Origin of the sequence: Serratia sp. 2880STDY5682894 (assembly GCF_001537385.1) — a bacterium.
In the GTDB taxonomy this organism is placed as follows: Bacteria; Pseudomonadota; Gammaproteobacteria; order Enterobacterales; family Enterobacteriaceae; genus Serratia; species Serratia nevei.
On sequence record NZ_FCJA01000001.1, the window covers coordinates 820,378 to 847,036 of the forward strand.

Below are 26,659 nucleotides of genomic sequence, written 5' to 3' on the forward strand. Positions count from 1 at the left end.
GCGGCCGTGGACGATCACCGCCGGAATATGGCGGATCAGCGGCACGTTGCGCAGCAGCTGGTCGTCGCTCTCCAGGAAACCCAGATGGGTGAAATAGTGGTTTTCAATGCGGGCGAACGCCAGCGCGAAATCATCCTCGCCGAACGAAGCGGATTCGCGGCTCGGCAACAGCGTCACCGTCTCCCCTTCCCACACGCTCCACAGCTTGGCCGCTTCGAGCTGCACCTGCGGATCGGCCGAAGTCAGCCGCTGCCGGTAGGCGGCGATCACGTCTTTACGCTCGTCATCCGACAGAATGGACAGCACGCGCGCCCATTTGTCCGGGAAGAAGCGTGACGCGCCGTCCTGGTAATACCAATGCAGTTCCTGCTTGCGCAGGGTGAAGATGCCGCGCAACACCATTTCACTGACGCGCTCCGGGTGAGTCTGCGCATAGGCGAGCGCCAGCGTCGATCCCCAGGAACCGCCGAACACCAGCCATTGGTCGACGCCGGCCATGTCGCGCAGCCGCTCGATATCGGCCACCAAATGCCAGGTGGTGTTGTTGTCCAGGCTGGCGTGCGGACGGGAGCGGCCACAACCGCGCTGATCGAACAGCAGCACCTTGTAGCGTTCCGGATCGAACAGCTGACGATGATGCGGGGAGATGCCGCCACCCGGCCCGCCGTGAATGAAGACCGCCGGTTTACCGTTCGGGTTGCCGCTCAGCTCCCAGTAGATCCGGTGGCCATCCCCAGTGTCCAGCCAACCGCTGTCGTATGCTGCTAACGGCGGGTACAAACCTCGTAATTGTTCCATGGCGCTTTCCGTCTCTCTGTGAGTCATGCTTTCATCAAAGCGGAAGCCGCCCGGCAGGTCAACGGTAAAACCCGAAAACTCGAACGCGCACCGAGAACTCGGCGCGCGTTTGCTCAAAATCACAACGACCTGCCTGCAAAATGCCCACAGGTCCGATCGGTTGAGGGGCGAGATCGCCCCCCGGTGGGATTCAATTAGCCACCTTTGCGCATATGCGGCTCACGCATCTCCTGTGCGGTTTTCGCCTCGATGCTCAGCTCCGCCGTCGGGCGCAGCAGCAGACGCGCCAGCCCGATAGGTTCGCCGGTTTCCCGGCAGTAGCCGTACTCGCCGTTCTGCAATCGCGCCAGCGCCGCATCGATTTTCGGCAGCAGGCGGCTTTCGCGATCCAACTGGCGGAACAGCAGGCGCAGATCCTCTTCGCGCGCCGCCTTGTCGGCTTCATCGCCCGTCGCTTCGCCGCCGTCGATCTCTTTTTTCAGCTCATCGATGTGCAGCAGCAGCTTTTGCCGCTCGTCCTGCAACCGTTGGCGGAAAAACGCCCGTTGAACCGAGTTCATATAATCAGAATCCGGCATGGCCAGCAGTTGCTGCGCATCCGGTAACGTCATGACTGTCATTGCGCTCTCCCAACACCAAAAGTGTAACATTATAACATAATATTTATTTTTAGCACCCGGTCATCCAAAAACAAAATTTCATGCACAAACAGCCGGTTAACCTAAACCTGCACTTTGCCGCTTGCATCCTCTTGGCTTTAGGCGGTTAATAGCTGAGCAAGCCACCCAATCATAGGTAACGAGAGGCCATCATGAGTAAGGGAATGGATAGCAAAAAGAATGCGAAGAAGAAGCCGTTGAAAACCCCAGCTGAGAAACGTGCGGAGAAACGCGCCAAAAAAGCGCATCCGTCTGGTGAGTAAGCGTCCTTCCATCCGTCATTAAACCCGCCAAGGCGGGTTTTTTATTGCCTCACTGGAGAGATGGCCGATGTCCTGCATCACCCTTGCCGCCGCCCAATACCCCGCTGCGGCGGCCAATATCGCCTGCAACCTTGAACGTCACCTTGAATTTGTTGCGCAGGCAGCCGATCGGCAGGTGCAGCTGCTGGTTTTTCCCGAGCTGTCGCTGAGCGGCTATGAGCTCGCCTACGCCCCCGAGTTGGCGCTGACTCTGGACGATCCTCGCCTGCTGCCGCTCAGTGCAGTGGCTCAATCACGGCAGATGACGATCATCGTCGGCGCGCCTTTGCGCAGTGGCCCGGCATTGCATATCGCCGCCTTGATCTTTCACCCCAACGGCGCATTGACTACCTATACCAAACAGCATCTGCACGGCGCGGAACAGCAATACTTCTCGCCCGGTGAGGGCGGCTCGTTGCTGGAACTCCATCACCACAACATCGCGCTAGCTATCTGTGCCGATACTTCGGAGCCCGGCCACGCGAGCGCCGCCGCACGGGCGGGTGCGCACATTTATGCCGCCGGCGTCCTGGTATCTGAAGCCGGTTACGCGAAAGACAGCGCCGCGCTGGCAGACTATGCTCGGCGTTACGGTATGGTCACGTTGATGGCCAACCATGCGGCACCGACCGGTGGCTGGATCCCGGCAGGCCGCAGCGCCATCTGGGATAACATGGGAGAGCTCCTGGTTGCCGCGCCGGATGACGCCTCAAGTCTGATCATCGCCGACAAGACTTCCGACGGTTGGCACGGCCGCCTGTGCCGGTTAAGCTGAGGGCTGACGGCAACGTGGAGGAAAACATGACGTTACGCGTAATAGATACCGAGACCTGCGGGCTGGACGGCGGCGTGGTGGAAGTGGCCTCCCTCGATCTGCTCGACGGTCAATTGACCAACCCGATGAGCGATCTGGTCAGCCCGGATCGCCCCATCAGTCTCGACGCGATGGCGATTCATCACATCACCGAGCAAATGGTGGAAGGCAAACCGCGCATCGCGGTGGCGATCGGCCGCTATCAGGGCAGCCCCTACTACGTGGCGCACAACGCCGCTTTCGATCGCGGCGTGCTGCCGGAGATGAACGGCGCCTGGATCTGTACCCTCAAGCTGGCGCGCACGCTGTATCCGGACATCAAGTACGGCAATCAGTATCTGCGCTATGCGCTGAACCTGGACGTGCAGCTACCGGCAGACGCCACGCTGTACCCGCACCGCGCGCTGTATGACTGCTACGTCACCGCCGCGCTGCTGCAACGCATCATCAAGGATTCGGGCTGGACGCCGGAGCAAATGGTGCAGATCACCGAACAACCGGTGCTGCTGAAGAAGTTCAAATTCGGCAAGTATCGCGGGCAGGAGATCGATCGCATCGCCCAGGAAGATCCCGGCTATCTGCGCTGGATGCTGAAATCCATCGACGATCTGAGCCCGGACATGAAGCACACGCTGAAATACTATCTGATTGGCTAACACGGCGGGCGGCGCAGGCCGCCCGCCGAATACCGTTACTCCGCCAGCGCCAGAATAAAGGCGTACTCCAGCGCAATATCCTCATAGGCCTTGAAGCGCCCGGACTTGCCGCCGTGGCCGGCATCCATGTCGGTATACAGCAGCAGCTGCCGATCGTCGGTTTTCAGCTCGCGCAGCTTGGCCACCCACTTGGCCGGCTCCCAATACTGCACCTGCGAATCGTGCAGGCCGGTGGTCACCAGCAGATGCGGGTATGCCTGCGCCTTCACCTGATCGTACGGGCTGTACTGCTTGATGTAGTCGTAATAGGCCTGCTCGTTCGGGTTGCCCCACTCGTCGTATTCGCCGGTGGTCAGCGGGATCGACTCGTCCAACATGGTGGTCACCACGTCGACGAACGGCACCTGCGCCACCACGCCGTGGAACAGCTGCGGCGCCTGGTTGATCACCGCCCCCATCAGCAGGCCGCCGGCGCTGCCGCCCATGGCGAACACCCGCTTGCCGTCGCCGTACCCCTGGGCGACCAGCGTTTCAGTCACGTCGATAAAATCGTTGAAGGTGTTCTGCTTGTTGAACAGCTTGCCGTCTTCATACCACAGCTGCCCCAGCTCGCCGCCGCCGCGAATGTGCGCCAGCACGAACACGAAGCCGCGATCGAGCAGGCTCAGGCGGCTGGCGCTGAACGCCGGATCCATGCTGCTGCCGTAGGAGCCGTAGCCGTACACCATCAGCGGGTTGGCGCCGCGCTGGAAGCGGTCCTGGCGATACACCAGCGAGACCGGCACCTCGACGCCGTCGCGCGCCTTCACCCACACTCGCTCGCTGCGGTAGTTTTCCGGCGTGAAGTTCTTCACTTCCTGCTGTTTGAGCATCGTCCGCTCGCCGCTGTCCATGTTCAGCTCGTACAGCGTGGTCGGGGTGGTCATCGACGAATAGCCGTAGCGCAGCAGCGCGGTCTCCGGATCCGGGTTATACGCCAGCCAGGTGGTGTAGGTCGGATCGTCGAAGGCGATGCGCTTCTCTTCGCCAGTCTGCCAGTGGATCTGGCGCAGCAGCGTCAGGCCGGCGCTGCGCTCCTCCACCACCAGCCAGTCGCGGAACAGGCTGAAGCCCTCCAGCATCACGTCGGCGCGCGGGGCGATCAGCGTCTGCCACTGCGCTTCGTCCGCCTGTTCGCTTTGGTACAGGCCGAAGTTCTTGCCGTCCTTGTTGGAGCGAATGTAGAAATGCTGGTGATAGTGATCGATGGCGTACTCATGATCCTTGCGGCGCGGCACGAACAGCTGCGGCTTGGCGTCCGCACGATCGGCGTCCAGCAGCAGGATCTCCGAGGTGGTGGTGCTGCTCAGGTGGATCAGGATAAAGCGCTCAGAGGTGGTCTTCTCCAGCCCGACGTAGAAAGTATCGTCCCGCTCTTCGTAAATCAGCTCGTCCTGCTGCGGATCGCTGCCCACCACGTGGCGATAGACCTGATACGGCAACAGCGTCTTGGCGTGCTTGCGCACGTAGTACACCGTCGAGGAGTCGTTGGCCCACTCGAAGCTGCCGGAGGTGTTCTCCAGCACTTCGTCCGCCCAGCTGCCGTCGGCCAGGTTCTTGAAGCGAATGTCATACTGGCGGCGCGACAGGAAATCCTCCGCCACCCCCAGCCGCTGGTTGTCGGGGCTGACGTCCAGCCCGCCCAGGGTGTAAAACTCGTGGTTCTCGGCGCGCTGATTGCCGTCGATAAGCACCTCCCAGTGCTCGCTCTCGGCCTGCGGCTGGCGCACGGAAATCGCGTATTCGTTGCCCGGCTCATAGCGCGTCTGATAGCGATAGCCGTGGCGCACGTAAGGCACCGAATGTTCCTGCTGCGGAATGCGCGCCACCATCTCTTCGTACAGAGTTTCGCGCAGCGCCTGCTGCGGTTTCAGCATCGCATCGGTGTAGGCGTTCTCCGCCTGCAGGTAGTCCAGCACCTGGCGGTCTGCGCGCTCGTCGTCGCGCAGCCAGTAATAGTCATCCACGCGCGTGTCGCCGTGGATGGTGATGGGATAAGGGCGTTTTTCCGCTTTCGGTGGGGTCATCATTGCTAAATCATCCGCTTACATAGATTGCGGCAAGAGTGACACGATTCCCCCCGGCTTGCCAAGCGGCGCTATGCCAGCTCGCGTTTTTTCTCGTTGACGTCGCTCTCGATGCCCTGCTTGACGTCCGCCGGGATCTTCAGCGCCTGCGCCAGCGCATCGAGGTAGCCGCGCTCCATAAAGTGGTCGACGTCGATCACCAGGCAGCTCAGATAGTAAACCTCCAGCGCCTCGTCTTCGTTTTGCACGCTGCGGGCGATCAATTCCGGGTTGAGCGGCTGATCGAGCGCTTCCTGCACCCAGCTCTGCGCCTCCTCCCCCACCTGCAGCTGCGCCAGGCTGTGATCGATGGCGCGCTGCTCGTCGGCATCGATATGGCCGTCGCTCTTGGCGGCGAACACCAGCGCCTGCACCAGGCGTTTGGCGCGCAGATCCACCGGGGTGGTTTGCAAACCGAACTGCGGTTCGCCCTGATGGGTCTCCTTCACCCGCTGCTTGTACTTGTTCCACAACACCGCGCCCACCGCCGCGCTGCCGCCGACAATCAGCGCATTCTTGCCGAACTTGCCCACCAGCTTGCGCGAGGATTTGTTGGCCAACAGCACGCCGACCAGGCCGCCCAGCGCCGTGGGCGCCAGCAGCTTGCCGATGCTTTCTGCTCCGCCCATCGCGCCGGCCTTCTGCCCGATCAACGTTTGAATCTGCTGCATCCAGTTACTTTTCATCATCTACCCCTTGCGTGAAAAAGCGCGGCGCGCAGGCGCGGCCGAACCGACGGTAAACCGCCAGATTAGGGGATCTTTTGTCAATTTACGTCTGGGGGATGCAAACCTGTGTTTAGCGGATCGGCGGGCCGGGCGGCCCGCCGGGATGAGCTGCAGCGTTACGCTTCTTCGTCGCCCGCTTCGTCGTCCTGCTCGTACTCCGCCAGTTCGTCGCGCATCGCCTGGATGGCGTCGCGGGTCATCAGCGCCAGCGTGCGGTAGAAAGCGGTGGTGGCGTGCGCTTCCACTTTGCCGAGGAAGCGGCCGCACCATGGCAGCAGGAACTCGTCGAACAGGGCGATCTGCGCCTGCGCTTCATCTTCCTGCGACTGATCTTCCAGCCAGGACGCTGCCAGCAGCAGCTGGCCGAAATGGTCGGCCGGCGCCTCCGCCAGCGGCATGCCGCGCTGCTGCAGGAAGGTGCGTACTTCCGCTTCGCTGGCGCCTTCGACGTAGTCGGAGCGGAACGGCGACACGCTGCATTCGCTGCCGACGAACATCGCGTTGAAGTCGGTCGCCAGCTGGTTGACGTCGCAGCCCTGCTGCAGGCGCTTCAACAGGTCATCCTGCTCCAGCGGCCAATGTTGCTGCAGCTTGCCCTCTTTGATCAGCGCGAACAGCGGCACCAGCAGCGGATCCTGCGGCTGACGGTAGAACAGCGTACCCAGCACGCGGCAGACAATGGAAAACTCATTCATGATAATGCCTTATACAATACGGAAAATTTTGCCGGGACGATGTCACAAATCGGCCAATTCCGCAATCGCCGGCTTGCCGCGCCGCTCGAGAAAGTCCAGCAACCGGCGCGGGCTGACGTTGAGAATGCGCTCCTGCGGGAAGCCCACCTCTTCGATAATGCGCTCGCAGTGCTCAAAGTTACCCAGCGAAAAGGCGACGTGCGAATCCGAGCCCAGCGCCAGCCAGCCGCCGGCATCGCGCACCGCGGCGGCGATCGCCCGGCAGTTGGCCTCGCTGCCCTTACGGGAGTGGGTGAACGACGAGTTATTCAGCTCCAGCGCCACCTCGTATTTAGCCGCCGCCGCCGCGACGGCGGGAATGTCGATCGGGTAGCGCGGGTTGCCGGGGTGGCTGATGATATGCACGTCCCCCTGCGCCATTGCGGCGATCATCGCTTCAGTATTGGACGCTTTATCCTGCGGCGCAAACACCGGCTCATGGAAACCGGCGATGATTACGTCGGTAGCGGTCAACATCGGGCCGGTGCAGTCGATGTCGCCCTGCAGGTTTTTGATGTTGGCTTCGATGCCGCGCAAGATGCCCACGCCGTTCACCAGGCGCGGCCACACGTGCATGTTCATAAAGTGCCAGTAGTGAGGCGCATCGGCCATGTCCGGGCCGTGATCGGTGATGGCGAACAGCTTGATGCCCTTCTGCTGGGCTTCGGCGATGTAATCGTGCAGCGTGCTGTAGGCGTGGGTGCTGGCGACGGTGTGCATATGCAAATCAACGGGGTACATTGTTTCTCCTTCCAGAGGGCCCGCCCGCAAAGGTACGGACAGGCGCGATGACGATAACAGCTTATCAGTTACCGAACGGCGGCTGAAGGATCAGTAACCCCGCTGCCTGTCTACCACGCCGGCCGGGGCATGCCCCGCCTCCAGCGCGCGAATGTTGGCGGCGATCTGATCCATCGCCTGCTGCGGCAACGTGATGGCAGCAATATGCGGGGTAATGGTGACACGCGGATGACGCCAGAACGGGTGATCCTGCGGCAGCGGCTCGCGGGCGAACACGTCCAGCGTGGCGGCGGCCAGTTGCCCCTGCTCCAGCGCTGCCAGCAGATCGGCCTCCACCAGATGCGCGCCGCGCGCGATGTTGATGAGATAGGCGCCCGTGCTCAACTGCGCGAACAGCTCGCGGTTGAGGATGCCGACGGTCTCTGGCGTATTGGGCAGCAGGTTGATCACCAATTTGACGCCGTCGAGGAAGGCCGCGCGCTGCGCCTCCCCGGCGAAGCTTTGCACGCCATCGATCTGTTTGGCGCTGCGGCTCCAGCAGCGCACGCTAAAGCCAAACTCGGTCAGTTTGCGCGCCACGCTCTGCCCCAGCACGCCGGCGCCGAGAATGCCGATGGTGAAATCATCCAGCGAGTGCGGATCGAGCGGCTGCCACTCCTGCCGCTGCTGCAGCGCCTGATACTCGTCGAAACGACGGAAATAGCGCAGCACATAGCTCAACGCATATTCCTGCATCTGCTGCGCCATGCCGGTATCCTCCAGCCGCAGCAGCGGCACGCCGGCGGGCAGCGTGCCGGGGTGTTTGCGCTCCTGATCGAGGATCGCGTCAACGCCGGCGCCGAGGGCGAACACCGCTTTCAGATCGCGGCGGTTGGCCAGCATTTCGTGCGGCGGGCGCCACACCAGCGCGTAATCGGCCGGCCGCTCGTCGCCGCGCTGCCACTCGCGGATCTCGGCCTGCGGCAGGCGCTGCTTGATGCCGGCCAGCCATTCCTGGGCGTTAAACAAGGGGTGGTAATAAATGATGTTCATACTGCGGGCTCCCGTTTGTTTTTATTGGTTTTCCTCCAGCCTTTCGCGATTCGCCGCCGGATGCAAGCGTTAAAGCCCAAAATAAAAACAGCCCCGACCAGTGGGGCTGTTGTGCATGTTAGCGAATCAGGCGGCGGACGGGCCGTCGCGCCGGATAAGGCGCCGCAGCAGCGGAATTAAAATCAGCATCGCTACGCCGACGCCCGTCGCTCCCCAGCCCAGCGCGCTGAAGATTTCGCTGTAGCCGGGGTTGGTTTGCAGCGGCGTGCTGCCGCTGTTTTCCGGCATCAGGCCGGAGACGTAGCCCGCCAGCACCGAGGCGACGCCGGTCACCATCATCCAGCAGCCCATCATCACGCCCTGATAGCGCGGCGGCGCCAGCTTGCCGATCATCGCGTAGCCGATCGGCGAGATCATCAATTCACCGACGCTTTGCAGCACATAGCTGATAACGATCCATTTAAACGCCACCAGCCCGTCGCCGCCCGCCATGCTGATACCCAGCGGCAGCACCAGCATGCCCAAGCCGATGCAGAACAGCGATCCGGAGAACTGCAGCGGAATGTCGATGTTGCAACCGCGAGCGCGCAGGCGGTTGAACCACCAGGCCAGCAGCGGGCCGCCCACCACGATCACCAGCGTGTTGATGTTCTGGATCCACTGCGGCGCCACCTGAATGCCGTAAACGTTCAGGTTGATGTTGTGCTCGGAGAACAGCATCAGCCCCATCGGCGCCAGCTGGTACAGCGCCCAAAACACCAGCGAGCCCAGCGCCAGGATCAGATAGGCCGCCATTCTGCGGCGCTCATCGCGCGGATGGTGGCGCAGGGTCACCACGCACAGCATCAGGAAGATCAGCGCGCCGAGCACGATCACGAAGTGGCCGCTGAACTCGGCATGGGTCAGCATCACGCGGATAATCGGCACCAGCGCCACCAGCACCGCCAGCCCGACCAGCATGCGCCAACGGTATTGGCTGCGGGTGGCGTCGTGCAGCGGGGTATTGAGATCCGCCAGAATGCGCCAGCGGCAGACGGCGACGATGATCGCCGCCGCGTTGCCCAGCGTGGCGAACAGGAACAGCGCGCGGTAGTTTTCCGTCAGTTGGAAATACCCGGCGACGGTAAAGCCGACGAAGAACCCGAGGTTCATACCGGCGTAGTTCCACAGGAACGCCGATTCGCGCCGATCATCGTCCGGCTTGAAACGCTGGGTGAGCATCATATTGATGCAGGTAACGTTGAGGCCGCTGCCGGTCAGGAACATCGCCAGCCCCCAGTACAGCCCCCACACGCCCGCGACGGCAATCAGCGCGCAGCCGATCACCTGCAGCACCATGCCGAGCACGAACAGGTTGCGGTTGCTGAGGAATCGGCCGCCGAGGTAACCGCCGAACATGTGCAGGCCATAGTTGAAGGCGCCGAATACGCCCATCATGGCGTTGGCGCTGCTTTCGTTAAAGCCCAGCCGCTTGGTGGCGTACAGCACCAGCGTAGAGTAAAGCACGGCGAAGCCGAGCGTGGCGAAGATCTGGATGAAGAACAGTGCCCCCGCACCGGGGGGAATGGCATGGCGCGCTTGCGGCGCCGGCATGGCATCTGAAGGAGTCAAAACGAACCTCTACTGCATTATTATGTAATGAGTCTGTCCCTGTCTGCGATATCGCCGGCCTGTCACCCGGCAATCTGCGCGGCGTCGTGATGTTCCTTGCCAAAAACGCCGCGCCGACATGATTCCATTTAGCGACACATCTGACTAATAATCCAGTATTAATGCATATAACAGCAAACAACCCAATCTCATTGGCGACATATTGAGCTAACTGTATAGAAAAAGGTCAAACAATCGTCTTTCATGGATTCCAACCGCTGCCTGCCCTGCCCGCCGGTGGCCGCGAGTGGGAATATCGTTCGGTAAATCAGCAAATTGCTGCAAGTTTGGCTAAACAGTCATGAGAATGAAATAAGAGGGTTGACGCTGAGATCAGATTCTCCTACATTAGCGCCCGTCGACAGCGCAACGCGTTTTCGACAACAAAACGGTGAGGTGTCTGAGTGGCTGAAGGAGCACGCCTGGAAAGTGTGTATACGCGAAAGTGTATCGAGGGTTCGAACCCCTCTCTCACCGCCAAATTTAAAAAGAAAGCCTGGATTCGCGTCCAGGCTTTTTTTTTTGCATGGTGCACCGCCGAGAGGGGCGAGAAGCCTCGACAGGGTTCGACAAAACGCCTGCGTTTTGGACCGCCAACGGCGGCCCGCAGGGTGAGCGCAGCGAATCAAGCCCTCTCTCACCGCCAAATTTAAAAAGAAAGCCTGGATTCGCGTCCAGGCTTTTTTTTGCATGGTGCACCGCCGAGAGGGGCGAGAAGCCTCGACAGGGTTCGACAAAACGCCTGCGTTTTGGACCGCCAACGGCGGCCCGCAGGGTGAGCGCAGCGAATCAAGCCCTCTCTCACCGCCAAATTCAAAGAGAAAGCCTGGATTCACGTCCAGGCTTTTTTTTTGCATGGTGCACCGCCGAGAGGGGCGAGCATCTTTCCCCCTCTGCGACAGTGATCCCCATTTCCGCCGGTTATCCACGAACCTTACCGCTAATTTTCTCGCCCATTCATGACATCTGCCCTGCCGTTCGCCGCAGTTTTCAGCAAAGTGCGCACGGCTTGAGCGGACGAACAAAAACACAGAAATTATTCTTGACCGGATCGGCCCCACTCCCTATAGTAGCGCCCCGTTGCAGCGATGATTTCGCAACAAAAAAATATGGTGAGGTGTCCGAGTGGCTGAAGGAGCACGCCTGGAAAGTGTGTATACGCGAAAGTGTATCGAGGGTTCGAATCCCTCCCTCACCGCCATATTCTAACGAGAAAGCCTGAGCGAAAGTTCGGGCTTTTTTGTTTGCATAGCGCACCGACCGGGAGGGTGAGAACCCTCGACAGGGTTCGACAAAACGCCCGCGTTTTGGACCGCCAACGGCGGCCCGCAGGGTGAGCGCAGCGAATCTATCCCTCCCTCACCGCCATATTCTAACGAGAACGCCTGAGCGAAAGTTCGGGCTTTTTTGTATGCATGGCGCACCGACCGGGAGGGTGAGAACCCTCGACAGGGTTCGACAGAACGCTTGCGTTTTGGACCGCCAACGGCGGCCCGCAGGGTGAGCGCAGCGAATCTATCCCTCCCTCACCGCCATATTCTAACGAGAAAGCCTGAGCGAAAGTTCGGGCTTTTTTGTTTGCATAGCGCACCGACCGGGAGGGTGAGAACCCTCGACAGGGTTCGACAAAACGCCCGCGTTTTGGACCGCCAACGGCGGCCCGCAGGGTGAGCGCAGCGAATCTATCCCTCCCTCACCGCCATATTCTAACGAGAAAGCCTGAGCGAAAGTTCAGGCTTTTTTGTTTGCATAACGCACCGACCGGGAGGGAGCCCCTCGACAGCGGCATAAGCTGTCGACCATAATGCCCTCATAAAGATAGGCCAATGCGTAATGCAAGGGAGAAACGTGGCGCGTAAGAAGAAAGGCAATGCCCCGCGGCCAAAGACAGGCCCCGTTAAAGAAAAATCGAATAACCGTTTGGCGAAAATATCGGCATTTTTGGTAGGATCGGGGATTCTCGTGGCGATATTGGGCGCCGCCTATCAGTACTTCGCCGGCAGCGTTTCATTAGCTTTCGTTCAATCCGTCGGAAGAGCCTATGAGTTCCAACTGACAAACGACACGCCTTCGGATCGTACCGTAAAATCCTTCCGCATCATTCCCCCCGACGTCCAGCAAGTGATCTACAAAGTCACCGAGGATGTGTATGCCACCCGCGATGAAAAAGGGCAGATTACCTTGCCGGGCGGCAACCAGAGCTATGTTCCCGCCGCAGAATTTAAAGAGCTTGATGGCCAACGCCTATCCGCGAACTCCTCATTCAAGTTTCGCGTGCCGCCGCTTTCCAATCGCACCTGGATGGCGCCGGAGGCGGCCATCGTCGATATTCGTTATGAAATCGACTCGTCAAACCCTGTACTTGCCGCTATTGAAGGCATATTTAACGTCCTGGGCCTCCACTCCCGCCAGCATACCGTTCGCTACCTGGTCATTGAAAACTACTGGACGCCTTCTCGTTCAAACTCCCTCAACGAGGCGATTCGCATATTCTGCCGCGACAGCGACACGGTGGCGAAGTCAGGCAGTTGCGACAACTTTTGAATCCCCACGGGTAAAGACAAAAAAGCCCGAACGCAAATTCAGGCTTTTTTATCCTCACTGCCCAACCGCTCAGTGGTGCGTGCGCCCCATGGACGCCGGCTGTGCCAACGCGCGGCGCCAGTCGCCCGGCGTTTGGCCAAACTGGCGTTTGAAGCTGCGGTTGAACGACTGCTGTGAGTCGAAGCCGAGCGAAATCGCCACGCTGACGATAGGCTCGCCGCTGTTGGCCAAGCGCTCCGCCGACACTTTCAGTTTTTGCATGCGGATATACTCCCCCAGCGCGTAGCCGGTCTGGCGTTTGAACATGCGCTGCAGATGCCATTTGGAATAGCCCGCTCGGTCCGCCACGGTGTTGATATCCAGTTTCTCTTCCAGATTGTTGTCGATCCACGCCTTCAAATCGGTAATAAAGCCCGTAGTGTTCATGCTGATGCTCCCATCATTCGGCAGGGTCACCCTCTGCCCGATGCACATACGTTGCAACAGTTTCGCTTTAAATGCAATTTTTATTATTGCATTTACCAGAAAGCCGCCACTATACTCCACCCAATTAATGTAACCGATATTGATACATTAATGTGACACCAATGTGTTTCAAAACCTAACGCTGCGCCGCTGTACGACGCAGCCGCCCCCTCGCCGCACGCCGGCGCAGGGGCGAATCCCGGAGAACAGGGCCGGGTATGGGGCCTGACCGCGCTTACTTATCGGAATAAAAATAATGGCAAATCAACCAAACTCATCGTTCAACGCCGGCGGCCGCACGCGCGCCGTCGCTCTGGGCCAGCGGCTCTCCGGGGTGGCGCTGCTGGCCACCCTGCTCGCCGGGTGCGACAACAGCGTCGCGCACAACGCCCCGCCACCGCCGCCGGTGGTCAGCGCCGCCAGCGTGGTGGTCAAGCCCATCAGCCAATGGGATGCCTTCAACGGCCGGGTCGAAGCGGTGCAAAGCGTGCAGCTGCGCCCACGGGTCTCCGGCTACATCGAGCGGGTCAACTACACCGAAGGCGACGAGGTGAAGAAAGGCCAGGTGCTGTTCACCATCGACGATCGTACCTACCGCGCCGCACGCGAACAGGCGCAGGCGGAGCTGGTGCGGGCTCGCAACCAGGCCGCCCTGGCGCGCAGCGAATCCTCGCGCACCGAGAAACTGATCGGCACTCAGGCCATCTCTCAGGAAGTGTGGGAGCAGCGCCGGTCGTCCGCCGCGCAGGCGCAAAGCAACGTGCTAGCAGCGCAGGCCCAGCTCGACATGGCGCAGCTGAATCTCGACTTTACCCGCGTTACCGCGCCGATTGACGGGCGCGCCAGCCGCGCAATGATCACCGCCGGCAACCTGGTCACCGCCGGCGACAGCGCCAGCGTGCTGACGACGCTGGTGTCGCTCGACAAGGTCTACGTCTATTTCGACGTGGATGAAGCCACCTTCCTGCGCTATCAGCAGCAGGGCCGGCACGACGCGCGCCTGCCGGTGAAAGTCGGCCTGGTGGGCGAAGACGGCACCCCGCATCAGGGGCTGGTGGATTTCACCGATAACCAGCTGAACGCCGGGACCGGCACCATCCGCATGCGCGCCCTGCTCGACAACCGCGAGCGCCGCTTCACGCCGGGGCTATTCGCCCGGGTACAGATGCCCGGCAGCGCCGAGTTCAACGCCATGCTGATCGACGATAAAGCGGTGATGACCGACCAGAACCGCAAGTTCGTTTACATCGTCGATAAAGACGGCAAGGCGCAGCGCCGCGACATCGACGTGGGCCGCATGGCCGAAGGGTTACGCATCGTGCAGAAAGGGTTGGCAAACGGCGATCGGGTGATCGTCGACGGCATGCAGAAAGTGTTTATGCCGGGCATGCCGGTCGACGCGAAAACCGTCGCCATGAACCCTATCGCCTCCGCACTTAACTAAGCTCCCAGCAGAGACTTCTGACCCATGGACTTTTCCCGTTTTTTCATCGACCGGCCGATCTTTGCCGCGGTGCTGTCGATCCTGATTTTTGTCGCCGGGGCGATCGCCATCCCACTGCTGCCGATCAGCGAGTACCCGGACGTGGTGCCGCCCAGCGTGCAGGTGCGCGCCGAATACCCGGGCGCCAACCCGAAAGAGATCGCTGAAACGGTGGCCACGCCGCTGGAAGAAGCGATCAACGGCGTCGAAAACATGATGTACATGAAATCGGTCGCCGGTTCCGACGGCGTGCTGGTGACCACCGTCACCTTCCGCCCCGGCACCGATCCCGATCAGGCGCAGGTACAGGTGCAAAACCGCGTGGCGCAGGCCGAAGCGCGCCTGCCGGAAGACGTGCGCCGCCAGGGCATCACCACTCAGAAGCAGTCCCCGGCGCTGACGCTGGTGGTGCATCTGGTCTCGCCTTCCGGCAAGTACGATTCACTGTACCTGCGTAACTACGCCACCCTGAAGGTCAAGGATGAGCTCGCCCGTCTGCCGGGCGTCGGCCAGGTGCAGATCTTCGGCGCCGGTGAGTACGCGATGCGCATTTGGCTCGATCCGAACAAGGTCGCCGCGCGTGGCCTGACCGCCTCCGACGTGGTGAGCGCCATGCAGGAACAAAACGTGCAGGTCTCCGCCGGCCAGCTCGGCGCGGAGCCGATGCCGACGCGCAGCGACTATCTGCTGTCGATCAACGCCCAGGGCCGCCTGCAAACCGAAGAAGAGTTCGGCAACATCATCCTCAAGAGCGGCGACAACGGCGAGATCGTACGGCTGCGCGACGTGGCGCGCATCGAAATGGGCTCCGGCAGCTACGCGCTGCGCGCCCAGCTCAATAACAAGGATGCGGTCGGTATCGGTATCTTCCAGTCGCCGGGCGCCAACGCCATCGAGCTGTCGGACGCAGTGCGCGGCAAGATGGCCGAGCTGGCGACCCGCTTCCCGGACGGCATGAGCTGGAAATCGCCTTACGATCCGACGGTGTTCGTGCGCGATTCGATCCGCGCGGTGGTGGATACCCTGCTGGAAGCGGTGATCCTGGTGGTGCTGGTGGTCATTCTGTTCCTGCAGACCTGGCGCGCCTCGATCATTCCGCTGCTGGCGGTCCCGATCTCCGTGGTCGGCACCTTTGCCGCGCTGTATATGCTGGGCTTCTCGCTCAATACCCTCAGCCTGTTCGGGCTGGTGCTGGCGATCGGCATCGTGGTGGATGACGCTATCGTGGTGGTGGAAAACGTCGAGCGTAATATCGAAGAGGGGCTGTCGCCGCTGGCGGCGGCGCACCAGGCGATGCGCGAGGTCTCCGGCCCGATCATCGCCATCGCCGTGGTGCTGTGTGCGGTGTTCGTGCCGATGGCGTTCCTCTCCGGCGTTACCGGCCAGTTCTACAAGCAGTTCGCCGTCACCATCGCCATCTCGACAGTGATCTCCGCCATCAACTCGCTGACCCTGTCGCCGGCGCTGGCGGCGCGCTTGCTTAAACCGCACGGCGCGCCGAAAGATCTGCCGTCACGCCTGATTGACCGGCTGTTCGGCTGGCTGTTCCGGCCGTTCAACCGCTTCTTCGCCAGCGGCTCGCAACGCTATCAGCGCGGCGTCTCCCGCGTGCTGGGCCGGCGCGGCGCGGTGTTCGTCGTCTACCTGCTGCTGCTGGCCGCCGCCGGCGTGATGTTCAAGACCGTACCCGGCGGCTTTATCCCGACGCAGGACAAGCTGTACCTGATCGGCGGCGTTAAGATGCCGGAAGGCGCCTCGCTGGAGCGCACCGATGCGGTGATCCGCAAGATGAGCGCCATCGGCCTGAGCGTGGACGGCGTCACCGATGCGGTGGCCTTCCCCGGCCTGAATGCGCTGCAGTTCACCAATACGCCGAATACCGGCACGGTGTTCTTCGCGCTGGAGTCGTTGAGCACCCGTACCCGCACCGCGGCGCAGATCAACGCCGAGATCAACGCGCGCATTTCACAGATTCAGGAAGGCTTCGCCTTCTCAATCATGCCGCCGCCGATCCTCGGCATTGGCCAGGGCTCCGGCTATTCGCTGTACGTGCAGGATCGTGCCGGGCTGGGCTACGGCGCGTTGCAAACGGCGATCAACACCATGTCCGGTGCCATTATGCAAACGCCGGGAATGGGGTTCCCGATCTCCTCGTATCAGGCCAACGTGCCGCAGCTGGACGCCAAAATCGATCGCGACAAGGCCAAGGCGCAAGGGGTACCGCTTAATGCGCTGTTCAGCACGCTGCAGACCTACCTCGGTTCGTCTTACATCAACGACTTCAACCGCTACGGCCGCACCTGGAAGGTGATGGCGCAGGCCGACGGCCAGTTCCGCGACAGCGTGGAGGACATCGCCAACCTGCGCACCCGCAACGACAAGGGCGAAATGGTGCCGATCGGCAGCATGGTCAGCATCGGCACCACCTACGGTCCGGATCCGGTGATCCGTTATAACGGCTTCCCGGCGGCAGACCTGATCGGCGACGCCGATCCGCGCGTGCTCTCTTCAACCCAGGCGATGGGCGCGCTGACGCAGATGGCCGGCAAGCTGCTGCCGAACGGCATGAATATCCAGTGGACCGATCTGAGCTACCAACAATCGACCCAGGGCAACGCCGCGCTGGTGGTGTTCCCGGTAGCGGTGCTGCTGGCGTTCCTCGCGCTGGCGGCGCTGTATGAGAGCTGGACGCTGCCGCTGGCGGTGATCCTGATCGTGCCGATGACCATGCTGTCGGCGCTGTTCGGGGTGTGGCTGACCGGCGGCGACAACAACGTGTTCGTGCAGGTCGGGTTGGTCGTTCTGATGGGGCTGGCCTGCAAGAACGCCATTCTGATCGTCGAGTTCGCCCGCGAGCTGGAAATGCAGGGCAAAGGCATCGTCGAGGCGGCGCTGGAGGCCTGTCGCCTGCGGTTGCGGCCGATCGTGATGACCTCCATCGCCTTCATCGCCGGCACCATCCCGCTGATCCTCGGTCACGGCGCCGGCGCCGAGGTGCGTGGCGTCACCGGCATCACGGTGTTCTCCGGCATGTTAGGGGTCACCCTGTTCGGGCTGTTCCTGACGCCGGTGTTCTACGTCACCCTCCGGCGCCTGGTGGCACGCAAAGCGCAGCCGCAGACGGCGTAATCACCGTCTTAACATGCAAAAAGGTCGGGCATTATTGCCCGACCTTTTTTATGCATGCGAACCGCGATTATTTATCGGCGGCTTCGGCCTCTTGCTCGGCGGCGTATTCCGCGCAGACGCGCTTGTCGCCCCGCTCCAGTTCGGCCAGCGAATCGGCCACGGTGTGGCGGGCCAGCACCGCAAGCGAGGCCTGCTCGGCCTCGTTCACCACCGATTTGAAATACCAACAGGCGTTGGCGCTCACCAGGCAGCGGGCCGGCACTTCAGGGCGGGAAGCCCAGATGCGCTTGTCGTCGATCACCGCCAGATAGATGTCCCGCAGGGTGATCTCTTCCGCCGGGCGGCCAAGGTGGATAGAGCCGTTTCGGCCCAGGGTGGATAGAGCCGTTTCGGCCCAGGGTGGAAACGATGATGCCATCTTTGGTCAGCGGGACCATCAGTTTGCGGATAAAACTGGGGTTGGCTTCCAGAGCGGCGGCGAGGGTGGCGCTCGTCGAACGCATGCCCTGCTTCTCAGCTACGGCGACGCTAAGGACCATTTGCAACGCTGTCGGAAAGCGAAAATCTAACATGTCGTTATCTCTGCGAGACGAAATACTCGGGTTTTACCGGTGCGGCGATTGGCGCCGAACACACCGCTTAATTGCACAATAATATAACAAACGCGGGGGCTTTTTTGAAGTTTTGCCCAGTGATATCGCACGCAGACATTAGAACGATCGCAAATTTTTGGGCAGGCAGAAAACAGAAACCCGCGTCAATGTTAACGCCGCTCGCTTAACCGGGTTAAACGATCAGAACTAACACTGCCCGCGGGCTTAATTCGAATGTGGCGATCAGGCTCTGTTCAGCACCAGCTGGCCGTTTTTATCCAACGGGATTTGCGTGCCCGGATCGTGATCCATGCGGATCTTGCCCTGCTGATTACCGATCTTGTAGGTCACGTCATAACCCAGCATTTTCTGAGACTTGTCGTAGACCGTTTTGCAACGCTGCTGAACGCTGGTGCTGACGTCATTGTTTTGCATCGCCCCTTGCACCTGGTTGCCGGCATAGCCGCCGCCCAGCGCGCCGACCACGGTCGCCACGTCGCGCCCGCGACCGCCGCCGAACTGGTGGCCGATCACGCCGCCCGCCACTGCGCCCAGCACAGAACCGGCGATGCGGTTTTCATCCTGCACCGGCGCACGGTGCGTAACGGTGACGTTGCGGCATTCCTGACGCGGCGTTTTGATGGTTTCTTTAATCGGCGTTGCGGCGAGCACCTGCGCGTACTGCGGACCGGCAGAAAAGACGTCCAGGCTGGCTACCGCGGCAATCCCCAGAGCGGCAGCGATACCAATCCCAACACCGGCTAACATTGACTTGTTCACAGGAAACCTCCTGAAAGTGTTACCACGCATTTTGTCCGGGGTCTGTGACCGGCTGCACCGCGCTTATTATTTTGCGCATGGGCGGCTTGCGGTATCCCGGTTTACGGCGTGCGCGACGCGCCGTCTGTAAACGAGGTAAAGTCTGCACAATGATTTGAGGGCCCGCAATAAGACAAGGGGACCAAAAATGCGGGAAAACGGCCGTTTCGCCGCTGTTTAGGAGGAATCTTAAGAATTTTACCCATGCCGACGACAGCTTATGCTGAAGAATCAAACAACCGCCGCCGTTCGCCTCGCGCCGCCATAAAAAAACCCGCGCGGGCGAACCGGCGCGGGTTGGTCGACGAAGGCAGGATCAGTGCATTTTCAGACGCGGGCGGATCACCCGGTTGATGCCGCCTACCAGCATCATCAGGCCGGTTTTGATGTAGCCGTGCAGCGCCACCTGGTGCATGCGGTACAGCGAGATGTAAACGAAGCGCGCGATGCGCCCTTCCACCATCATCGAACCGCGCATCAGGTTGCCCATCAGGCTGCCGACGGTGCTGAAGCGCGACAGCGACACCAGCGAGCCGTGGTCTTTATACACGTATGGCTTCAGCGTCTGGCCGTTCATCAGCGCCAGGATATTGGTGGCGCAGCGCGAGGCCATCTGGTGCGCCGACTGGGCGCGCGGCGGCACGAAACCGCCGCCCTCTTTCGGGCAGGAGGCGCAGTCGCCGATGGCGAAGATGTTCGGATCGCGCGTGGTCTGCAGCGTCGGCTCCACCACCAGCTGGTTGATGCGGTTGGTTTCCAGGCCGCCGATGTCTTTCATGAAGTCCGGCGCCTTGATGCCGGCCGCCCATACCATCAGATCGGCGTCGATGAACTCGCCACCTTTGGTGTTCAGGCCTTTGGCATCGGCGCTGGTCACCATGGTGTTGGTCAGCACGCGCACGCCCAGTTTGATCAGCTCCTGGTGCGCCGCAGCGGAAATGCGCGGCGGCAGCGCCGGCAGAATGCGCTCGCCGGCTTCCACCAGCGTCACGTTCAATGCGCTGTTGTCCAGGCCTTCGAAACCGTAGCTGTGCAGCTGCTTCACCGCGTTGTGCAGTTCGGCGGACAGCTCAACGCCGGTGGCGCCGCCGCCGACGATGGCGATGTTGACCCGCTCTTTTTGCCCCGGCTGCGCCGAGAACTTCAGGAACAGGTTGAGCATTTCGTTGTGGAAGCGGCGCGCCTGATGCGGGTTATCCAGGAAGATGCAGTGCTCTTTCACGCCCGGCGTACCGAAATCGTTCGAGGTGCTGCCCAGCGCCATCACCAGGATGTCGTACGGCAGTTCGCGCGCCGGCACCAGCTCGCCGCCCTGCTCGTCGCAGATCTGCGCCAGCTGCAGCGTTTGCGTCTCGCGGTTGATGTTGGTCAACGACCCCAGTTGGAAGCTGAAATGGTGGTTGCGCGCGTGCGCCAGGTAGCTGAGCGCATCCACGCCGTCATCGAGGGAACCGGTCGCCACTTCGTGCAGCAGCGGTTTCCACAAATGGCTGTGGTTGCGATCCACCAGCGTGATCTCCGCTTTGTTCTTGCGGCCAAGTTTATGGCCCAGGCTGGTCGCCAGCTCCAAGCCACCGGCGCCGCCGCCAACAATAACGATTTTCTTCTTTGGCGTTGTCAAAATAACCCCCTAAATGTGAACCATTTGTTATTCCAGGGTAAATAAATAATATCCTTAGAATACATAGGGTTCGCTTAAAATAAATCGGCTCTCTAAGGCCAGAATAACATGTGAGGTTATTTGGTCATACCAAAATTGACGTACATCAAATTTTTTTGGTTAAAGGCTGGACGCGGGGATTTTTTGGGGATTGTGATTCAAATAGTTAGCGCTGAGTCACAGTTTTAAATTTTGCCGATTGCCACGAAAAACTTTACCTTGGCGTACAAAAAAGCCGCACTTTCCGTCGGTACAAAACGGTGGGCGCGGCTCGCGGCGGCGTTATGAAACTGTTAACCCAGCGCCTTGAACGCCTTGATCCGCTGCAGATGGGGTGAGATGTTTTTGAACTTGTGCGTCTGCTGTTCATCCCAGACGATTTCGTAGTAGTGATGCAGCAATTCGGCGCTGCGCCGGTTATCCAGCACCTCGTCGTGCCGCGACAGCACCACCAGACAGCGATCGCGATTTTTCTCGCGGAAATCCTCCACGCACTTGGTGGCGATATCGCGATACTCTTCCGGCCGGTCTATCTTGCCGTGCATGTGCTCTTCCGGGTACAGATTGGGGTTGAACATCGCCTGGCGAATGCCGCACAGGAAGCCGATGCGCTCCGCCCAGAAGCCGCCGAGGCCGACCCCGCAGATCAACGGGTGCGCGTCGCCGCCCTGCTGCACCGCCTTGTCCACCTCTTTCAACAGATGCTGCATGTCGTGACGCGGATGCAGCGTGCTGTAGCTGATGAAGCGCACGTCCGGATCGATAAACTGCAGCTGTAACACCTTTTCATGATTGCCGGGACTGGTGGAATCGAAGCCGTGCAAATAGATAATCATGTGGATCCTCGCAACAAGCCAAGGGCCGCGGGCGCGGCCCTCATCATTTCCGCTCTGCGCCGCGATGCGGCGCCTGGATTCACCCTTGCGAACGCTGCTTGTGCTCCTCCCAGCGTTCGCTCAGCGCGCTGAGCGCCTTGTGCGCCTGCTGCCAGCGCTCGGAGTCGCGCAGTTCCTGACGGGTGAACTGACCGCGATGATATAACCGCTTCACCTTCTCTGCTTTGACCGGGGACAGGTTATCCAGCACGCTGACCGCACCTTCGCGGTGGTTGCACACCAGGATCATGTCGCAACCGGCATCGAGCGCCGCCTGACCGCGCTCGGCGTAGCTGCCCATAATGGCGGCGCCTTCCATCGACAGATCGTCGGAGAAAATTACGCCGTCGAAGCCCAGCTCCTGACGCAGGATCTGCTGCAGCCAGTAAGGCGAGCCGCTGGCCGGACGCGGGTCCGCTTCAGTATAGATGACGTGGGCCGGCATGACGGCGTCCAACAGCTGGCGGTTGATCAGCTCGCGGAAGATCGCCATGTCGTGCTCGCGGATCTGCGCCAGCGGCCGCGGATCGCGCGGGGTTTCCTTGTGCGAATCGGCGCTGACGGCGCCGTGCCCCGGGAAGTGTTTGCCGGTGGTTTTCATGCCGGCGCTGTGCATGCCGAGGATAAAGCGTTCCGCCATCGCCAGCGCCTGCTGCGGATCGCTGTGGAACGAACGCTCGCCGATCGCCGCGCTGCCGTGGCCGATGTCCAGCACCGGCGCAAAACTGATGTCGATATCCTGTGCGATCATTTCCGCCGCCATCAGCCAGCCGGCCTCCTGCGCCAGCCGGCCGCCTTCCTGCGCATCGTGCAACGCGGCGAACGACTGCGCCGCCGGCAGGCGGGTGAAGCCCTCGCGGAAGCGCTGTACGCGCCCGCCCTCCTGATCCACCGCCACCACCAGCCGATCGTGCGAGGCGGCGCGGATCTGGCGCACCAGCTCACGCAGCTGCTCCGCATCGTGGAAGTTGCGGGTAAACAGGATCAATCCGCCAACCAGCGGGTGTTTCAAAATTTCGCGTTCTTCTGCATCCAGCTCGTAGCCGGCGACATCTAGCATTACTGGGCCCACGGGCACCTCACTTCATTATTGTTCGTTCAGAATTCGGATGGTGATAAACAAAGCCGCCGGCGCACCGCCGCGCCCCAGCGCAAAAATTCGGCGTCGCCGCTCTGCTGCCAGCGCACTTCGAACCACAGCAGCATCAGATAATCGACCCACGGCAGCCAGCGGTGCACCTGCGCCTGCAGCCGGGCGACGTCGTGATAGCCCTGGCGCGCGTAGTACTGCAAAAAGCGCTGCTGCTGGCCGGCCGACCAACCGTTGCCGCGAAACAGCGCGGCGATATCCAGCGCCACGTCGCCGTCGGCGGCATATTCCCAGTCGATCAGCCGCAGCCCTTCGCCGGTGGCGAGCAGATTGCCCGGATGGATGTCCATGTGCAGCGGCGCCAGGCGCAGCGGCCGTGGCGAGGCGCTGCGTAAAAAATGACGCTGCAGGCGCAGCCAGTCAGGGGTTAAACGCCGCCTATCCAGCTGCTGCCAGTAGCGGCGGAACTGCCGTCGCAGATCCAGTCGGTAACCGCTGAGCGGCCGCCGGTGCAGTTCCGCCGCCATCGCCGCCAGCTCGCCACGCTGATTCAGCGCCGCAAACTCGGCATCTGTGACGACGTCACCTTCGAGCCATTCAAGGATAAGCCACTGATTATTCTGTGCGAAAACCCGTGGCCCCAGCCCCGGCGCGCAGCGGCGCAAGACCCGCGCTTCCCGCCGGCGGCTCACGCCCAGCGCGCGTTTTTCCACACTGTGCTGCCGCGCCAACAGCGTGATGCCCGCGCCGTCGATGCGCCAGCTCTCGCCGGTCAGCCCCTGCACCGGGCTGAAATGACAACCGGCGGTATTCACCGCCGGCAGTCTGGTTTCCATCAATCGTCGCAGCGCGGCCTCAGCGTTTAACGGCGCCATTGCCCGACCAGACGATCTCGCCGGTTTGCACCAGCATCAGCTGCATATCCAACGCCGGCGACTTCACGTCGCCGCTGACGTCGCTGTACAGCACGTACTGCGCGCCGACGATGCGCGCCAGGCCAATCGCCTTGCTGCGCGAACCGAAGCTGTCATCCGCCGACAGGCCCAGCGTTTGTCGGGCGCTGGTCAGCTTCGCTTCCGGCACCACGCTGAAGGTGGAATTCGACGCCAGCGCCTTGTACAGCGCCGCGGTGGCTTTGCCCATCTGCAGCGAACCGTTGGTATTGTTCTTGACGCTGTCCAGCAGCAGCACGCTGCCGGCCGTGACGCCATCGGCCTTCAGCATCTGCCCCACCAGCGGCTGAACGCTGCCCAGCCAGTCAAGCTGCTGGATTTTCGGCGGCTGCGGCACCGGCTCGGTGGTTGGCGGCTGTGGCTGCTCGACCGGCGGCTTCGGTTGATCCGGCTCAACGGTGACCGGCGGCAGCGGCTGATCCGGCTCAGGCGGACGCGACAGACAGCCGCTCAGGGTTAATGCGGCCAGCGCCACTAAGACGTACTTTTTCATGCTTTTTCTCCAAACCTGGCAAGCGCTTACAGGTACAGATACAGACGCGCGCTTTTGGCGTCCAGGTTGCCGTTAATCGAGTAGATTTTGGCGTCCGAGTCGGGCGCCACGACGATCTCGCGCGGTTTCTCGAAGGGGCGAATATCCAGCCCCTGCGCGTCGTACCAATAGAAACGATAATGCACGGTGACCGGCGTCGATTGGCTGTTGTTGAGCACCGAGGTCGCCATCACCCGCCCGGAGGCGTTCGAAATCGAGGGCGTATCGGCCAAAATGCCGGCGGTCAGCACCGAAGGATCCATCACCACCGTTTGGCGTTGATTGACCGCGATGCCGGACGGCGAGCTGCACCCCATCAGCAACGCGGCGGGCAACGCCAACGCCACCAGACCACGCAGAGTTTTTTTACCGCGCATGATTTCCTCGCTTAACGTGACAACAGCGGCCCCAGCGAGCGGCCACCGACCAGGTGCATATGAATATGATAGACCTCCTGACCGGCGTGGCGGTTGCAGTTGACGATCAGACGATAGCCGTCTTCGGCGATGCCTTCCTGTTCGGCGATCTTCGCCGCGGCGGTGATCATGCGGCCCAGCGCGGCTTCGTGCTCCACGGTCACGTCGTTGACGGTTGGGATCAGCACGTTGGGAACGATCAGCACATGGGTGGGTGCCTGAGGGGAGATGTCACGGAAAGCGGTGACCAGTTCATCCTGATAAACCACATCAGCAGGGATTTCGCGTCGGATAATTTTACTGAAAATCGTTTCTTCGGCCATCTGGCGTTCCTTTTTACACAATTAGCTGTACGCAGTATGAGTGACAAATTCTACTGCTTTCAACCTGATTGCGCACTTTCCGCGTCGAGTGCTGCAGATTCGCGCAGGCCGGCGCCCCGCTTGTGCATCTTTTCACTTTGGTTATTCACTATTGTTGCTTTACTTGCCCCGTGCCGCCGCCAATAGTAACCCCATGATTAGCAAAGAGTAGAGGGTGTTATGCCACTGAGGATTTCGGCGCTGTGCGCGCTGTTGCTGAGCGCCGCCGTTCAGGCGGCCACGGCGGGCGGTATCGATCTGCAGGCTAACCGAGAGCCGATACGCGCAGAGCCGAACCCGGCCGCTATCGCACTGATTCCGGCGAGTTTTCACTTTGCGGTGCCCGGCAAGCTGACGGTGGCGGTCGCGTTCGAGAACTCCCCGCCGCTGGCGCTGTTCGCCGAAGACAATAAAACGCTGATCGGCAGCGATCCGGACATCGCCCGCCTGGTGGCCGACAGCCTCGGGCTGGCGCTGAATCTGGTGCCCACCTCCTGGGAAGATTGGCCGCTGGGCATCAGCGCCGGCAAATACGATGCGGCGATCTTCAACATCGCCGTCACCAAACAGCGCAAGACCAAATTCGATTTCGCCACCTATCGGGTGGACACGCTGGGCTTTTACGTCAAATCCACCAGCCACATCACCTCGATCAACCGGCCGCAGGACGTCGCCGGGCTGCGGATCATCGTCGGATCCGGCACCAATCAGGAAAACATTCTGCTGGGATGGGATAAACAGAACCGCGCCGCCGGGCTGCCGCCGGTGCAGCCGATCTATGTGACCGACGACGCCGCCACCAACCTGAGCATTCAGTCCGGGCGCGCCGACGCGTTCTTCGGCCCCCACTCCACCGGCGCCTACAAGGCGGCGCTGACCGGCAAGACCAAAATGGTCGGCATCGGCCCCAGCGTGGCCTACGTGGCGGTTACCAGCAAGAAAGGCAACGGGTTGGTGAACGCCATCAACGCCGCCATCAACGGCGTCATCGTCAGCGGCGAATACGCGCAGGTGCTGGAGCGCTGGGGCGAAGGCGACGAAAAGGTCGAGCGCTCCGCCATCAACCCGCCGGGCATCGGCGACTAGCCGCCGATCAGCTGCGGCGCGTGCCGACGCATCCACTCGGCCAACGAGTCCAACGTCGGCCGCAGCGACTTACCGAGCGCGGTGACCTGATACTCCACCCGCGGCGGCACTTCGGGAAACACCTGCCGCGTCACCAGGCCGCGCTGCTCAAACAGCCGCAGCTGGCGCGTCAGCTCTTTTTGCGCAATGGGCGCCACCGCCCGCTGCAGTTCGCTGAATCGTACCGGGCTGTCGATCACGATCAGCCGGTACAGGATCGGTATCGCCCACTTGCCCGATACCAGATTGACGAAGTCCACCATCGGGCAAGGTTCGCCCGCCGTCGGCAACGCCGCCAAATTATTTTCCGCCGCTAATGGCGCTTGCGCCGTCATTTCATCCCACCTCGCCCTTTAGTATCCAAAAGGTGCCTACTATGCAAAAGGAACTATAG

24 protein-coding genes, 2 tRNA genes, 3 other RNA genes and 1 pseudogene are annotated in these 26,659 nt (G+C 61.3%); 11 read left to right on the top strand and 19 right to left on the bottom strand.

Annotated elements, in window-relative coordinates:
• On the bottom strand, positions 1–798 hold a 798-nt coding region (pip, locus tag AWX27_RS03870), incomplete at its 3' end, for a prolyl aminopeptidase (RefSeq protein WP_060419768.1).
• A 194-nt stretch (positions 799–992) separates the two neighbouring features.
• Positions 993–1,418 carry an RNA polymerase-binding protein DksA gene (gene dksA, locus AWX27_RS03875; protein ID WP_049270193.1) on the bottom strand — a complete coding sequence of 142 codons (426 nt, stop codon included), beginning with the start codon at positions 1,416–1,418 and terminating at the stop codon, positions 993–995.
• Between the two features lie 369 nt (positions 1,419–1,787).
• Here dksA and AWX27_RS03880 point away from each other — a divergent pair, with 369 nt between their 5' ends.
• Positions 1,788–2,534 carry a carbon-nitrogen hydrolase family protein gene (locus AWX27_RS03880; RefSeq protein ID WP_060419485.1) on the top strand — a complete coding sequence of 249 codons (747 nt, stop codon included), beginning with the start codon at positions 1,788–1,790 and terminating at the stop codon, positions 2,532–2,534.
• A gap of 26 nt (positions 2,535–2,560) precedes the next feature.
• Complete coding sequence (exoX, locus tag AWX27_RS03885; RefSeq protein ID WP_004928833.1) at positions 2,561–3,229, top strand: exodeoxyribonuclease X; 669 nt, start codon at positions 2,561–2,563, stop codon at positions 3,227–3,229.
• A 35-nt stretch (positions 3,230–3,264) separates the two neighbouring features.
• Here the strand turns inward: exoX and AWX27_RS03890 are convergent, their stop codons facing one another.
• From AWX27_RS03890 to AWX27_RS03915, 6 genes are all read right to left on the bottom strand, one after another.
• Positions 3,265–5,298: a S9 family peptidase gene (locus AWX27_RS03890; RefSeq protein WP_060419487.1), complete on the bottom strand. Its 2,034-nt coding sequence runs from the start codon at positions 5,296–5,298 to the stop codon at positions 3,265–3,267.
• A gap of 68 nt (positions 5,299–5,366) precedes the next feature.
• Entirely contained in the window at positions 5,367–6,020 is a 654-nt protein-coding gene (locus AWX27_RS03895) for a tellurite resistance TerB family protein (protein WP_060419772.1), read from the bottom strand.
• A 158-nt stretch (positions 6,021–6,178) separates the two neighbouring features.
• A complete protein-coding gene (locus AWX27_RS03900) occupies positions 6,179–6,757 on the bottom strand; it encodes a TorD/DmsD family molecular chaperone (protein ID WP_038875853.1) in 579 nt (192 codons plus the stop codon).
• Positions 6,758–6,799: 42 nt separating this feature from the next.
• Positions 6,800–7,537: a phosphatase gene (locus tag AWX27_RS03905; RefSeq protein WP_049202798.1), complete on the bottom strand. Its 738-nt coding sequence runs from the start codon at positions 7,535–7,537 to the stop codon at positions 6,800–6,802.
• 90 nt (positions 7,538–7,627) lie between these two features.
• Entirely contained in the window at positions 7,628–8,569 is a 942-nt protein-coding gene (gene ghrA / locus AWX27_RS03910) for a glyoxylate/hydroxypyruvate reductase GhrA (protein WP_060419491.1), read from the bottom strand.
• A gap of 126 nt (positions 8,570–8,695) precedes the next feature.
• Positions 8,696–10,162 carry a peptide MFS transporter gene (locus tag AWX27_RS03915; RefSeq protein WP_060419493.1) on the bottom strand — a complete coding sequence of 489 codons (1,467 nt, stop codon included), beginning with the start codon at positions 10,160–10,162 and terminating at the stop codon, positions 8,696–8,698.
• Positions 10,163–10,609: 447 nt separating this feature from the next.
• Here AWX27_RS03915 and AWX27_RS03920 point away from each other — a divergent pair.
• The 6 genes from AWX27_RS03920 to AWX27_RS03945 all read left to right on the top strand — a co-directional run bounded on the left by AWX27_RS03920 (position 10,610) and on the right by AWX27_RS03945 (position 12,763).
• Positions 10,610–10,699: transfer RNA gene (locus AWX27_RS03920), tRNA-Ser, on the top strand.
• 631 nt (positions 10,700–11,330) lie between these two features.
• A tRNA-Ser gene (locus tag AWX27_RS03925) sits at positions 11,331–11,420 on the top strand.
• Positions 11,421–11,467: 47 nt separating this feature from the next.
• A non-coding RNA gene (locus AWX27_RS03930) (RtT sRNA) lies at positions 11,468–11,587 on the top strand.
• Between the two features lie 47 nt (positions 11,588–11,634).
• A non-coding RNA gene (locus AWX27_RS03935) (RtT sRNA) lies at positions 11,635–11,754 on the top strand.
• A gap of 47 nt (positions 11,755–11,801) precedes the next feature.
• Positions 11,802–11,921, top strand: a non-coding RNA gene (locus tag AWX27_RS03940) — RtT sRNA.
• Between the two features lie 146 nt (positions 11,922–12,067).
• A complete protein-coding gene (locus AWX27_RS03945; RefSeq protein WP_139159341.1) occupies positions 12,068–12,763 on the top strand; it encodes a hypothetical protein in 696 nt (231 codons plus the stop codon).
• 69 nt (positions 12,764–12,832) lie between these two features.
• On the opposite strand, the gene AWX27_RS03950 is transcribed toward AWX27_RS03945, so the two are convergent.
• On the bottom strand, positions 12,833–13,189 hold the full coding sequence (locus AWX27_RS03950; RefSeq protein WP_004928813.1) for a helix-turn-helix domain-containing protein: 357 nt from the start codon (positions 13,187–13,189) through the stop codon (positions 12,833–12,835).
• 295 nt (positions 13,190–13,484) lie between these two features.
• On the opposite strand from AWX27_RS03950, the gene sdeA reads away from it, so the two are divergent.
• The gene (gene sdeA / locus AWX27_RS03955) at positions 13,485–14,672 is read left to right on the top strand and encodes a multidrug efflux RND transporter periplasmic adaptor subunit SdeA (protein ID WP_060419499.1); all 1,188 of its coding nucleotides are present in this window, start codon (positions 13,485–13,487) and stop codon (positions 14,670–14,672) included.
• Between the two features lie 24 nt (positions 14,673–14,696).
• Entirely contained in the window at positions 14,697–17,840 is a 3,144-nt protein-coding gene (sdeB, locus tag AWX27_RS03960) for a multidrug efflux RND transporter permease subunit SdeB (RefSeq protein ID WP_060419502.1), read from the top strand.
• 67 nt (positions 17,841–17,907) lie between these two features.
• Here sdeB and AWX27_RS03965 read toward each other — a convergent pair.
• The 9 genes and pseudogenes from AWX27_RS03965 to hinT all read right to left on the bottom strand — a co-directional run bounded on the left by AWX27_RS03965 (position 17,908) and on the right by hinT (position 25,101).
• Positions 17,908–18,412: pseudogene (locus AWX27_RS03965) on the bottom strand (Rrf2 family transcriptional regulator).
• Positions 18,413–18,676: 264 nt separating this feature from the next.
• Positions 18,677–19,213 carry a glycine zipper 2TM domain-containing protein gene (locus AWX27_RS03970; protein ID WP_168166356.1) on the bottom strand — a complete coding sequence of 179 codons (537 nt, stop codon included), beginning with the start codon at positions 19,211–19,213 and terminating at the stop codon, positions 18,677–18,679.
• Between the two features lie 355 nt (positions 19,214–19,568).
• Positions 19,569–20,873, bottom strand: coding sequence for an NAD(P)/FAD-dependent oxidoreductase (locus tag AWX27_RS03975; protein WP_004928794.1), 1,305 nt, complete (start codon positions 20,871–20,873; stop codon positions 19,569–19,571).
• A 332-nt stretch (positions 20,874–21,205) separates the two neighbouring features.
• A complete protein-coding gene (gene ycfP / locus AWX27_RS03980) occupies positions 21,206–21,748 on the bottom strand; it encodes an alpha/beta hydrolase YcfP (RefSeq protein WP_033638056.1) in 543 nt (180 codons plus the stop codon).
• A gap of 79 nt (positions 21,749–21,827) precedes the next feature.
• Positions 21,828–22,847, bottom strand: coding sequence for a beta-N-acetylhexosaminidase (nagZ, locus tag AWX27_RS03985; protein WP_033646434.1), 1,020 nt, complete (start codon positions 22,845–22,847; stop codon positions 21,828–21,830).
• Between the two features lie 38 nt (positions 22,848–22,885).
• Positions 22,886–23,752: a thiamine kinase gene (gene thiK / locus AWX27_RS03990; RefSeq protein WP_060419504.1), complete on the bottom strand. Its 867-nt coding sequence runs from the start codon at positions 23,750–23,752 to the stop codon at positions 22,886–22,888.
• On the bottom strand, positions 23,733–24,323 hold the full coding sequence (gene lpoB / locus AWX27_RS03995; protein WP_049202785.1) for a penicillin-binding protein activator LpoB: 591 nt from the start codon (positions 24,321–24,323) through the stop codon (positions 23,733–23,735). The genes thiK and lpoB overlap by 20 nt, the downstream gene beginning before the upstream one ends.
• A gap of 26 nt (positions 24,324–24,349) precedes the next feature.
• Positions 24,350–24,739, bottom strand: a complete 390-nt coding sequence (locus AWX27_RS04000) for a YcfL family putative periplasmic lipoprotein (protein ID WP_060419506.1) — start codon at positions 24,737–24,739, stop codon at positions 24,350–24,352.
• An 11-nt stretch (positions 24,740–24,750) separates the two neighbouring features.
• Positions 24,751–25,101: a purine nucleoside phosphoramidase gene (hinT, locus tag AWX27_RS04005; RefSeq protein ID WP_004928776.1), complete on the bottom strand. Its 351-nt coding sequence runs from the start codon at positions 25,099–25,101 to the stop codon at positions 24,751–24,753.
• Between the two features lie 219 nt (positions 25,102–25,320).
• On the opposite strand from hinT, the gene AWX27_RS04010 reads away from it, so the two are divergent.
• On the top strand, positions 25,321–26,226 hold the full coding sequence (locus AWX27_RS04010; protein ID WP_060419508.1) for a transporter substrate-binding domain-containing protein: 906 nt from the start codon (positions 25,321–25,323) through the stop codon (positions 26,224–26,226).
• Here the strand turns inward: AWX27_RS04010 and AWX27_RS04015 are convergent.
• Positions 26,223–26,600, bottom strand: coding sequence for a winged helix-turn-helix transcriptional regulator (locus tag AWX27_RS04015; protein ID WP_072265396.1), 378 nt, complete (start codon positions 26,598–26,600; stop codon positions 26,223–26,225). The genes AWX27_RS04010 and AWX27_RS04015 overlap by 4 nt on opposite strands.
• Positions 26,601–26,659: the final 59 nt, after the last annotated feature.

Coding starts and splice junctions, on each gene's coding strand:
- dksA (WP_049270193.1), bottom strand. CDS start 1,418: ATGACAGTCATGACGTTACCGGATGCGCAGCAACTGCTGGCCATGCCG.
- AWX27_RS03880 (WP_060419485.1), top strand. CDS start 1,788: ATGTCCTGCATCACCCTTGCCGCCGCCCAATACCCCGCTGCGGCGGCC.
- exoX (WP_004928833.1), top strand. CDS start 2,561: ATGACGTTACGCGTAATAGATACCGAGACCTGCGGGCTGGACGGCGGC.
- AWX27_RS03890 (WP_060419487.1), bottom strand. CDS start 5,298: ATGATGACCCCACCGAAAGCGGAAAAACGCCCTTATCCCATCACCATC.
- AWX27_RS03895 (WP_060419772.1), bottom strand. CDS start 6,020: ATGAAAAGTAACTGGATGCAGCAGATTCAAACGTTGATCGGGCAGAAG.
- AWX27_RS03900 (WP_038875853.1), bottom strand. CDS start 6,757: ATGAATGAGTTTTCCATTGTCTGCCGCGTGCTGGGTACGCTGTTCTAC.
- AWX27_RS03905 (WP_049202798.1), bottom strand. CDS start 7,537: ATGTACCCCGTTGATTTGCATATGCACACCGTCGCCAGCACCCACGCC.
- ghrA (WP_060419491.1), bottom strand. CDS start 8,569: ATGAACATCATTTATTACCACCCCTTGTTTAACGCCCAGGAATGGCTG.
- AWX27_RS03915 (WP_060419493.1), bottom strand. CDS start 10,162: ATGCCGGCGCCGCAAGCGCGCCATGCCATTCCCCCCGGTGCGGGGGCA.
- AWX27_RS03950 (WP_004928813.1), bottom strand. CDS start 13,189: ATGAACACTACGGGCTTTATTACCGATTTGAAGGCGTGGATCGACAAC.
- sdeA (WP_060419499.1), top strand. CDS start 13,485: ATGGCAAATCAACCAAACTCATCGTTCAACGCCGGCGGCCGCACGCGC.
- sdeB (WP_060419502.1), top strand. CDS start 14,697: ATGGACTTTTCCCGTTTTTTCATCGACCGGCCGATCTTTGCCGCGGTG.
- ycfP (WP_033638056.1), bottom strand. CDS start 21,748: ATGATTATCTATTTGCACGGCTTCGATTCCACCAGTCCCGGCAATCAT.
- nagZ (WP_033646434.1), bottom strand. CDS start 22,847: ATGCTAGATGTCGCCGGCTACGAGCTGGATGCAGAAGAACGCGAAATT.
- thiK (WP_060419504.1), bottom strand. CDS start 23,752: ATGGCGCCGTTAAACGCTGAGGCCGCGCTGCGACGATTGATGGAAACC.
- lpoB (WP_049202785.1), bottom strand. CDS start 24,323: ATGAAAAAGTACGTCTTAGTGGCGCTGGCCGCATTAACCCTGAGCGGC.
- AWX27_RS04000 (WP_060419506.1), bottom strand. CDS start 24,739: ATGCGCGGTAAAAAAACTCTGCGTGGTCTGGTGGCGTTGGCGTTGCCC.
- hinT (WP_004928776.1), bottom strand. CDS start 25,101: ATGGCCGAAGAAACGATTTTCAGTAAAATTATCCGACGCGAAATCCCT.
- AWX27_RS04010 (WP_060419508.1), top strand. CDS start 25,321: ATGCCACTGAGGATTTCGGCGCTGTGCGCGCTGTTGCTGAGCGCCGCC.
- AWX27_RS04015 (WP_072265396.1), bottom strand. CDS start 26,600: ATGACGGCGCAAGCGCCATTAGCGGCGGAAAATAATTTGGCGGCGTTG.